Source organism: Tepidimonas sp., assembly GCF_036824975.1.
Lineage (GTDB): Bacteria > Pseudomonadota > Gammaproteobacteria > Burkholderiales > Burkholderiaceae_C > Tepidimonas.
In genome coordinates, this window is the sequence record NZ_DAISZC010000074.1 from 1 (window position 1) to 9,791 (window position 9,791).

11 protein-coding genes are annotated in these 9,791 nt (G+C 69.8%); 8 read left to right on the top strand and 3 right to left on the bottom strand.

Annotated features, from left to right (window positions below; all coding sequences use genetic code 11):
- The coding region (locus V7Z54_RS08470; protein ID WP_334135818.1) for a U32 family peptidase C-terminal domain-containing protein at nucleotides 1–504 on the top strand (504 nt) is incomplete at its 5' end.
- Nucleotides 505–617: 113 nt separating this feature from the next.
- Here V7Z54_RS08470 and hemL read toward each other — a convergent pair.
- Both hemL and thiD read right to left on the bottom strand, forming a co-directional pair.
- Entirely contained in the window at nucleotides 618–1,913 is a 1,296-nt protein-coding gene (hemL, locus tag V7Z54_RS08475; protein WP_334135820.1) for a glutamate-1-semialdehyde 2,1-aminomutase, read from the bottom strand.
- 40 nt (nucleotides 1,914–1,953) lie between these two features.
- Nucleotides 1,954–2,817 (bottom strand): bifunctional hydroxymethylpyrimidine kinase/phosphomethylpyrimidine kinase, encoded by an 864-nt coding sequence (gene thiD, locus V7Z54_RS08480; protein WP_334135822.1) that lies wholly within the window; start codon nucleotides 2,815–2,817, stop codon nucleotides 1,954–1,956.
- 59 nt (nucleotides 2,818–2,876) lie between these two features.
- Between thiD and V7Z54_RS08485 the strand changes: the two genes are divergently transcribed.
- Nucleotides 2,877–3,053, top strand: coding sequence for a rubredoxin (locus V7Z54_RS08485; protein WP_334135823.1), 177 nt, complete (start codon nucleotides 2,877–2,879; stop codon nucleotides 3,051–3,053).
- Between the two features lie 139 nt (nucleotides 3,054–3,192).
- Here V7Z54_RS08485 and V7Z54_RS08490 read toward each other — a convergent pair whose 3' ends face one another.
- Nucleotides 3,193–4,704, bottom strand: coding sequence for a cryptochrome/photolyase family protein (locus tag V7Z54_RS08490; protein WP_334135824.1), 1,512 nt, complete (start codon nucleotides 4,702–4,704; stop codon nucleotides 3,193–3,195).
- Nucleotides 4,705–4,823: 119 nt separating this feature from the next.
- Between V7Z54_RS08490 and V7Z54_RS08495 the strand changes: the two genes are divergently transcribed.
- From V7Z54_RS08495 to V7Z54_RS08520, 6 genes are read left to right on the top strand one after another with little or no spacing between them, the layout of a single operon-like run.
- Entirely contained in the window at nucleotides 4,824–5,546 is a 723-nt protein-coding gene (locus V7Z54_RS08495; protein WP_334135826.1) for a YqgE/AlgH family protein, read from the top strand.
- Nucleotides 5,543–5,968 (top strand): Holliday junction resolvase RuvX, encoded by a 426-nt coding sequence (gene ruvX / locus V7Z54_RS08500; protein WP_334135828.1) that lies wholly within the window; start codon nucleotides 5,543–5,545, stop codon nucleotides 5,966–5,968. Before V7Z54_RS08495 ends, ruvX begins: the two co-directional genes overlap by 4 nt.
- The gene (pyrR, locus tag V7Z54_RS08505) at nucleotides 5,965–6,519 is read left to right on the top strand and encodes a bifunctional pyr operon transcriptional regulator/uracil phosphoribosyltransferase PyrR (protein ID WP_334135830.1); all 555 of its coding nucleotides are present in this window, start codon (nucleotides 5,965–5,967) and stop codon (nucleotides 6,517–6,519) included. Before ruvX ends, pyrR begins: the two co-directional genes overlap by 4 nt.
- A 17-nt stretch (nucleotides 6,520–6,536) precedes the next feature.
- Nucleotides 6,537–7,490: an aspartate carbamoyltransferase catalytic subunit gene (locus tag V7Z54_RS08510; protein ID WP_334135831.1), complete on the top strand. Its 954-nt coding sequence runs from the start codon at nucleotides 6,537–6,539 to the stop codon at nucleotides 7,488–7,490.
- Entirely contained in the window at nucleotides 7,487–8,812 is a 1,326-nt protein-coding gene (locus tag V7Z54_RS08515) for a dihydroorotase (RefSeq protein ID WP_334135833.1), read from the top strand. Before V7Z54_RS08510 ends, V7Z54_RS08515 begins: the two co-directional genes overlap by 4 nt.
- Nucleotides 8,813–8,825: 13 nt before the next feature.
- Complete coding sequence (locus tag V7Z54_RS08520) at nucleotides 8,826–9,605, top strand: lysophospholipid acyltransferase family protein (RefSeq protein ID WP_334135835.1); 780 nt, start codon at nucleotides 8,826–8,828, stop codon at nucleotides 9,603–9,605.
- Nucleotides 9,606–9,791: the final 186 nt, after the last annotated feature.

Genomic DNA, 9,791 nt, shown 5'->3' on the forward strand with positions numbered 1-9,791 from the left:
GGGGTCGATTCGCTCAAGATCGAGGGGCGCACCAAGAGCGTGTATTACGTGGCGCGCACGGCCCAGGTGTACCGTCGGGCCATCGACGACGCGGTGGCTGGGCGCCCGTTCGACCCCCGTTTGCTGCAGGAGCTCGACGGGTTGGCCAGCCGCGGCTACACCAGCGGCTTGCTGGTGCGGCGGCCGGCCCACGAATACCAAAACTACGACAGTGGCCATTCGGCGCCGACGCGCAGTCAGTACGTGGGCGATGTGGTGGCCGAGTGCGCCGATGGATGGGCCGAGGTCGAGACCAAAAACCGCTTTGCGGTGGGCGACTGGCTGGAGGTCATCCATCCGGCGGGCAACCGGCGGGTGCAGGTGGCCGCCATGCGCACTCCCGCAGGGGAGTCTGTCAGCGTTGCCGCGGGCAACCCGGTGCGGGTGCAGGTGCCCTTGGGTCAGCCGGTGCGTGGGGCGTTGCTGGCGCGGCTGCTGCAGCCGACGGTGACTGCGCCCGCCTAGCGCCAATCCGGCATGTGGGTGGTGGGTGAGACGGGTTGCGCGGTCGGCGGCGGGGCTGGGTACGCCGTGCTTGGCCCTACCGGGGGGCAGCTAAGGGCGGCCCGCGCAACCGCTTACAGGCTGGCAAACACCTCCCGCGCCGCGGCGAGCGTCGCTTCGATGTCGGCGTCGCTGTGCGCGGCGCTCACAAACCCGGCTTCGTATAGCGCTGGGGCGAAGTAGATGCCGCGCTGCAGCATGCCGTGGAAGAAGCGGTTGAAGCGCGCGCCGTCGCTGTCCATGACCTGCGCGTAGTTTTGTGGCAGCTCGGGCAGCAGGAAAAAGCCAAACATGCCCCCTTCACTGTCCACGCTGAACGGGATGCCGGCGCGGTCGGCCTCGGCCTTGAGGCCTTGTACCAGTGCACGCGTGCGCGCCGCCAGTGCGTCGAAAAAGCCGGGCTGTCGGATCAGGCGCAGGGTGGCCAGTCCGCACGCGGTGGCCACGGGATTGCCCGACAGGGTGCCGGCCTGGTACACCGGGCCCAAGGGGGCGAGTTGCTCCATCACCGCGCGTTTGCCGCCAAAGGCCGCCAGCGGCATGCCACCGCCGATGACCTTGCCCATGACGGTCATGTCGGGTTCGAAGCCGGGGATGAGCTGAGCATACAGACGTTGCGCACCGCCGAGTGCGACGCGAAAGCCGGTCATCACTTCGTCGAACACCAGCAGCGCGCCGTGCTGGGTGCACAGCTCGCGGCAGCGGCGCATGAAGGGCACGCTGGCGCGCACGAAGTTCATGTTGCCGGCAATCGGCTCGATCATCAGCGCCGCGATCTGCGCGCCGTGCTCGGCGAAGGCGGCTTCCAGCTGCGCGACGTTGTTGTATTCCAGCACCAGCGTGTGCTGCACCACTTCGGGCGGGACACCGGCGCTGGTGGGGTGGCCGAAGGTGGCCAGACCCGAGCCGGCCTTGACCAGCAACGCGTCCGCATGGCCGTGGTAGCAGCCCTCGAACTTGATGATCTTGGGCCGCCCGGTGGCGCCGCGCGCCAGCCGGATGGCGCTCATGCCGGCTTCGGTGCCGGAGCTGACCAGCCGCACCATCTCCAGGCTGGGTAGCAACTCGACGATGGTTTCGGCCAGTTCGATTTCGCGCTCGGTGGGCGCCCCAAAGGACAGGCCGTCGCGCGCTGCCGCCTGCACCGCCTCCAGCACCTGCGGGTGGGCGTGGCCGAGGATCATCGGTCCCCACGAGCCGATGTAGTCGATGTAGCGCTGGCCGTTGGCGTCCCATAGGTAGGCCCCTTGGGCGCGGGTGATGAAGCGCGGCGTGCCGCCGACGGCCTTGAAGGCGCGCACCGGCGAGTTGACACCGCCGGGAATGACGGCCTTGGCGCGGTCGAACAGGGTCAGATTGCGGTCGGTCATGGCATTGCAGGGGAGATTCGCGGGCGCCGCGGCGGCGCGGTTATGGGGTCTCGTCCGCTTCGGCGGGCTCGTCGTCGTCTTCGGCCCAGAACAGGCGGTCGGGTACGGCGTGTCCCATGCCGGGCTGAAACCCGTTGGCCAGCGCGCCGTCCAGGTAGCTCAGGGCCTGGGTTGCGGCCTGGCCCAGCTCCAGGCCGTGCGCCAGCAGAGCCGTCAGCGCCGCCGCCAGGGTGTCCCCAGCGCCGATGAAGGTGGCGTCGATGCGCTCGACGCGCTCGCTGGCGATGATCTGCTCGGGCGAGGCGAGATGGGTTTCGATGGCGTCGTCCAGCGGCAGTCCGGTGACGACGGTGTAGGCCACGCCATGCAGCGCGGCGGCGCGCGCAATATCGCGCGGACCGGGCGCGCGCGCGTCTTCCCAGTCGGGCAGCAGCCAGCGCGCCAGCGTGTGGTAGTTACCCACCAGCACGTCGGTTTGCGGCAGGATGAGCGCCTCGCACGCCTCCAGGTAGGCCTCGCGCTCGGCGTCACCCCACCAAGCGAGCTCGGGCAGGTAGGTCACGACTGGCACGTCCTCGTAGTCGCTGAGGATGGCGCCGATGGCCGACAGCCCTTCGGCGCTGCCGCCAAAGCCCACTTTGATGGCGGCCACCGACACGTCTTCGAGCACGGCGCGCGCCTGATCGTCGATCCATTCCGCATCCAGCGCGTGATGGCCGTGCAGCTGCCGCGTGTCGCGCAGCCACAGGCTGGTGGTGATGGGCAGGCCGTGGCACGACGCGCTGGCCAGCGCGGTCAAGTCGGCCGCCAGGCCGCCGGCGCCGGTGGGGTCGCTGGCATTGAAACACAACACGCACGGGGGGTGTGCCGCAGCGGCAGCAGGGGCAGAGGGGGTGGCAGTCATGGGCGACACTACAATGGACCCATTCTACTTTTTCGCAAGCGCACGAGGCCCGAGCCGTCATGACGACCGCAAACCGCACCTGGATGTGCCTGATCTGTGGCTGGATATACGACGAGGCCGCCGGCGATCCCGAGCACGGCATCGCGCCGGGGACACGCTGGGAAGACGTTCCGGTCAACTGGACCTGTCCGGAATGCGGCGCGCGCAAGGAAGATTTCGATATGGTGCCCCTCTGAGTGAGGGCGGTGTGTGCGCTCGCTCGCCCAAGCGCGGGGGGGGGCTGTGCGTCAACGCCACAGGGGCGGTGGGCAGTGCGCGTGACCCGAGGCGGGATGCGGTTGAGATGCCGCGGTCGGCCTGCAGCGCAGCGGTTTGCTACCCTGCGGTGACGCGCTGCCGCGCGACCACGCTGTAGCGCTGCAGGGTGCGCGCGCGCGCCTGGGCGTGATCGACGATGGGCTGCGGATAGTCCCGCCCCAGCACCACGCCGGCAGCCTGCAGCTCCGCCGGTGGGGCCAGCCACGGCGCGTGCAGCGCCGCGGTCGGCAGCCGGGCCAGCTCGGGCAGGTAGCGGCGGATGAACTTGCCCTGTGGGTCGAATTTTTCGCTCTGGCTGATCGGGTTGAAGATGCGAAAGTACGGCTGGGCGTCGCAGCCGCTGGAGGCCGCCCACTGCCAGCCGCCGTTGTTGGCCGCCAGATCGAAGTCGATCAGATGGTCGGCAAAATACTGCTCACCCCAGCGCCAGTCCAGGCCCAAGTCCTTGGTCAGGAAGCTGGCCACCACCATGCGCAGCCGGTTGTGCATGTAGCCGGTGTGGTTGAGCTGGCGCATCGCGGCGTCCACCAGCGGATAGCCGGTGCGGCCTTCGCGCCAGGCTGCCAGCAGCGCGTCAGCGTGCTTGCCACGTTCCCAGCGGATGGCGTCGTATTCGGGCCGGAAGGCCTTTCCTTCGCCCACATGCGGAAAGTTGGCCAGGATCTGATGGTAGAAGTCGCGCCAGATCAGCTCGTTGAGCCAGGCCGTGGCCCCGGCGATGCCTTGGCGGTGCAGGGCAACGGCAGCCGCCGCCACGGTGCGGATGCTGAGGGTGCCAAAGCGCAGATGCACGCTCAGGTAGCTGGGGCCCTTGACGGCAGGGTAGTCGCGGGTCTGGTGGTAGTGCTCGATGCGGGTCAGAAAATCCTCCCACAGCGCGCGCGCGCCACGGCTGCCGGTGCGGATTTTGAGCTCGCGCAGGTTGGTGCGGGCAAAGCCCAGCGTCTCCAGCGGCGGCACACCAGGCGCAGCGTCGGGCGGGCAGGGGGCCAATGCGTCGGCGTAGCGCTCCACCGGGTAGGCCTGCAGGTGAAAGTCCGTCAGCGCCTTGAGCCAGGCGTTTTTGTACGGGGTGAAGACGGTGAAGGGGCGGCGGGTGGCGGTGAGCACCTCGTGCCGCTCGAAGATCACGTGGTCCTTGAAGGTGTGCAGCACCGCGCCGGCGTGCGCCAGCGCGCCCAGCACCTGCGCGTCACGCGTCCGGGCATATGGCTCGTCGTCGTGGTTGGCAAACACCGCCTGCACACCCAGCTGCTTGGCCAGGCGTGGGATTTCGGTCACGGCAGCTCCGTGGCGCACGAACAATCCCACACCATCGACGCCGTTGGAGCGGCCCAGCGCTCGCAGCTGCTCGTCCAGGTCGATCAGGCTTTCGTGAATGAACTCCACGCGCCGGTCGGCCTGCAGCCCGCGCTGCAGCAAGGGCTGCAGGATGGCGGTGTCGAACACGAACACACACCACACCCGACGGCAGCGCTTGAGCGCGTGGTACAGCGCGGCGTTGTCGTCCGCCCGCAGGTCGCGGCGGAACCACATCAGGCCAGCGTCGAACGGCTTGGCGGGTCGCATGCCAGTCAGTCTAACAGCGGCTGCCCGCCGGTGCCCGGTGCAGGGCGCCGGCACCGCCCGCGCAGCCACCCCCGGCGCCGGGCATCGTGCCGCCGGAGCTGCCCCGTACAATCGGCGCCATGACGATGGATGCGCCCCCGATCGACCTGACGCATCACTTCCTGATTGCCATGCCCGGGCTCAGTGACGAGCTGTTTGGACGCAGCGTGGTGTATGTGTGCGAACATACCCCCAAGGGGGCGCTTGGGCTGATCGTCAACAAACCCAGCGGCATCACGCTAGGCGACCTATTCGAGCGGCTTGAGCTGCCGCTGGGTCGTCCGCAGTGGGCCGATCTCCCCATTATGCGTGGCGGACCGCTGCAGACCGAGCGCGGCTTCGTGCTGCACGACGACATGGGTGAGCCGCAGCCGCTGGCCCCCCCAGAGCCGGCCCCACCGGCGGTGGCGGAGCCGGCGTCGGCCCTGGGGGCGTGGCTGCAGGCGGCGGGAGCCGGGGCGCCCGAGCCCGAATCCGCCGCCGATGAGGCGCCAACACGTCCGCCGACCGTGTACGCCGCCTCGCTCAAAGTGGCGGGCAGCGGTCTGGAGCTGACCACCTCGCGCGACGTGCTGGAGGCGATATCGGTGGGGGCCGGTCCGCAGCGGCTGCTGGTCACCCTGGGCTACTCCTCGTGGGGCGAGGGGCAGCTGGAGTCGGAAATCGCCGACAACGCGTGGTTGACGGTACCCGCCGACCCCGCCATTCTGTTCGACGTGCCGCCCGCGCAGCGCTACGAGCGCGCCATGGCGCTGTTGGGCCTGCAGCCGTGGATGCTGGCACCCGGGGCGGGGCGCGCATGAGCGCCGCCGGCGCGCGCAGGTGGGGGGTGGTGCCCGCGGGTGCCCAATTGTTTTTGGCGTTCGACTGGGGGGCGCGCCGGGTGGGTGTGGCCAGCGGCAACGCCGTCACCCGCACCGCCTCGCCGCTGACCACGGTGGCCGCCGAGGGCGATGAGCGCTGGCGTCGGCTGCTGGCGCTGATTGCAGAGTGGCAGCCGCACGCGCTGGTGGTGGGCGTGCCGTCCCACCCGGACGGGGCGGCGCACGAACAGACTGCGCGCGCGCTGCGCTTTGCCCGCCAGCTGCATGGTCGCGCCGGGCTGCCCGTGGTGATGGTGGACGAGCGCTACAGCACCGCCGAGGCGCTGGCCGCCGGCAGCCGTGATGCCGACGCCGCAGCCGCCTGCATCATTCTGGAACAGTACCTGAGGAGCTTGCCATGACGGGCGATATGTCCGATGCCGGTGTCGGCGCACTGGCGCTGGATGCGGAGACACTGTACGCCGAATTGCGGCGCGCGGTGCAGGGCCTGCTGGCGCGGGGTCCGCAGCCCTGTTACCTGGTTGGCGTGGCCTCGGGCGGTGCGTGGCTGGCGGCGCGCCTGCAGCGCGAGCTGGGGTTACCTGGCGAAGCGGGCGTCATCGCCCCCACACTGCACCGCGATGACTATGCGCAGCGCGGCCTGGCGGCGACGTCGGCTCACACCCGGCTACCGTTTACCGTCGATGGGGCGCATGTGCTGCTGATCGACGATGTGCTCTACACCGGGCGCACGCTGCGCGCGGTGCTCAACGAGCTGTTCGACTACGGACGCCCGGCCAGCGTGCGGCTGGCGGTGCTGGTGGACAGGGACGGGCGCGAACTGCCGGTGGCCGCTGATGCCGCCGCCGTGCGGCTGCCGCTGCCGCCTGAGCAGTCATTCGAGCTGGAGCAGCGGCCCGACGGGCGGTTTGGCTTCGTGCTGCTCAACCGCCCGGCGCCTTCGCGGCGCTGACCCGCAGGAGCCTCCGTATGAACAACCCCCAACTCAACCGCCACGGCGAGCTGATTCATCTGCTGTCTACCGAGGGACTGCCGCGCGCCGTTATCCTGCAGATCCTGGACACGGCGGCGCAGTTCGTCAGCGTCAACGACCGTGAGGTCAAGAAAGTGCCGCTGCTGCGCGGCAAAAGCGTGTTCAACCTGTTTTTTGAGAACAGCACGCGCACGCGCACCACGTTCGAGATTGCCGCCACGCGCCTGTCGGCGGATGTGTTCAACCTGGACATCGCGCGCTCTTCCACCGCCAAGGGCGAGACGCTGTTGGACACCATCGCCAACCTGTCGGCGATGGCGGCCGACATCTTCGTCGTGCGTCACAGCGAGTCGGGCGCCCCGTACCTAATTGCGCAGCACGTGGCACCGCACGTGCACGTCATCAACGCTGGCGATGGCCGCCATGCCCACCCCACGCAGGGGCTGCTGGACATGTACACCATCCGCCACTACAAGGGCGACTTCACCAACCTGTCGGTGGCCATCGTCGGTGACGTGCTGCACTCGCGCGTGGCGCGCTCGGACATCCATGCGCTGACCACACTGGGCTGCCCCGACGTGCGCGTGGTGGGGCCGCGCACGCTGGTGCCCAGCGACCTGTCGCATTTGGGCGTGCGCGTGTGCCACTCGCTGGAGGAAGGTATCCGTGACTGTGACGTGGTGATTGCGCTGCGGCTGCAAAACGAGCGCATGAGCGGGGCGCTGCTGCCCTCCAGCCAGGAATTCCACCAGGCATTCGGCCTGACCCCGCAGCGCCTGCGCTGGGCCAAGCCCGACGCCATCGTCATGCACCCTGGGCCGGTCAACCGCGGGGTGGAAATCGACTCCAGTGTGGTGGACGGCGCGCAAAGCGTGGTGTTGCCGCAGGTGACGTTCGGCATCGCGGTGCGCATGGCGGTCATGAGCATCATCGCGGGGAACGAGGCATGAAGATACTCATCCGACAAGGGCGGGTCATCGATCCGGCCAGCGGCACTGACCGCGTGGCCGACGTCGCCATCGCGGCGGGGCGCATCATCGGCATCGGCAGTGCGCCGGCCGACTTCGCGCCCAACCGCGTCATCGACGCCAGCGGCTGCTGGGTGCTGCCGGGGCTGGTCGACCTCTGTGCGCGCCTGGGCGAGCCCGGACAGGAGCACGCGGGCATGCTGGAGAGCGAGACCGCGGCAGCCGTCGCAGGCGGGGTGACCAGCCTGGTGTGCCCGCCGGACACCGATCCGGTGCTGGATGAGCCTGGGCTGGTGGACATGCTCAAGGCGCGCGCCGAAAAGCTGCACCGCAGCCGACTGTTCCCGCTGGGCGCGCTGACGCGCGGATTGCAGGGCGAGGTGCTGGCCGAGATGGTGCAGCTGACCGAGCGCGGCTGTGTCGGTTTTGGCCAGGCCGAGCGGCCGATTATCAACACCCAGGTGCTGCAGCGTGCCTTCCAGTACGCGGCCACGTTTGGCTACACGCTGTGGCTGCGCCCGTCCGACCCGTGGCTGGGGCAGGGGGTTATGGCCAGCGGTCCGCTGGCCACACGGCTGGGCCTGTCGGGTGTGCCCGCAGCGGCTGAGGTGATTGCGCTGCATACGATGCTGGAGCTGCTGCGCGCCGTGTGTGGCCCCACGCCGTCGGCGACGCCGCCGATGCGGCTGCACCTGTGCCGCTTGAGTACGGCACAGGGCGTGCAGCTGCTGCGGCAGGCCAAGGCCGATGGGCTGCCCGTGACCGCCGACGTCAGCATCCACCACCTGATGCTCACCGACGTCGATGTGGGCTATTTCGACACCCGGCTGCGCCTGCAGCCGCCGGTGCGCCAGCAGCGCGACCGTGACGCGCTGCGGGCGGCCCTGGCCGACGGTACCCTCGACGCCGTCGTCTCGGACCACACGCCGGTGTCGGCCGATGCCAAGGCACTGCCGTTTGCCGAGGCCGAGCCCGGCGCCACTGCGGTGGAGCTGCTGGCTGCGGCGGCGCTGAAATGGGCGCAGCAAGACGGCGTGTCGCCGCTGCGCTGGGCGCAGGTGCTCACAGCGGCGCCGGCGGCCGTTCTCGGGCCGCGGCTGGGCACGTTGCAGGCCAGCGTGGGTCGGCTGGCGGTGGGGGGCGTAGCCGACGTGTGCGTGTTCGACCCGGCCGAGACTTGGCGTGTCGAGTCGGCGCATCTGCGCAGCCAGGGTCGGCACACGCCGTTCGATGGCCATGCCTTGCCGGGCCGCGTGCGCCTGACGCTGGTCGGCGGTCACGTGGCCTTCGAGGCGGCGGCATGACCCCAGCCGTGCCGTGGCGGTGACGGTACGCGAGCTGCGCGCTCTCTGGCGCCTGCTGCGCCTGGCGGCGCACGTGCTGGCCGGTATGGCCACCGTGGCGTGGCGCTTTCCGCACTGGGACGCGGCGACCCGCGCGCGCCGCATCCAGCGCTGGTCGGCGCGGGGGCTGGCTATCCTGGGTGTGCAGCTGAACGTGCGCGGCCAGCCCCCTGCCGACGGGCCGCGCCTCATCGTGTCCAACCACATCTCGTGGCTGGACGTTCTGGTCATCCTTGCGGCATGCCCGTGTCGTTTCGTGGCCAAGGCCGAAGTGCACCACTGGCCCGTACTGGGGCGCCTGGTGGCGGGGGCGGGGACCTTGTTTATCGAGCGCGAGCGCAAGCGCGATGCCCTGCGCGTGGTGCACCGCGTGGTCGAACGCTTGCGCGCCGGGGACGTGGTGGCGCTCTTCCCCGAAGGCACCACCAGCGATGGGCACACGGTCCTGCCCTTTCACGCCAACCTGTTGCAGGCGGCACTGGCCACCGATGTGCCGGTGCAGCCGGTGGGCCTGGCGTATCGGCCTGTAACCGCACTGCCCGAGGCTTTGGTGCGGCACGATGCGGTGATTTACGTCGGGGACATGACGTTGCTGGCGTCGCTGTGGCGCGTGGCCACGGCCCATGATGTGGTGGCCTGCCTGCACTGGGGATCGGCGCAACGCGCCGACGGCCGTGATCGGCGCACCTGGGCCAGCGCCTTACGCGCCGAGGTGGCCCGACTGGCCGGGTTGCCTCCGCCTGTGGAGCCCTGATGCGCGTCGCCCGGCCGACAGCATCGCCCGCGCAGCCTTTCATGGTTGCCCTAGCCTTATGAGCAGGCCTTCAAGCATGGGGAGAAGCTGATCGGCGCCACCAGCCACCCGGTCACCGAGATAGGGGTCGACGGCCCCGTCATCGAGCAAGGCGTCACGCGCTTCTCGTACCGAGACGATCTCTAG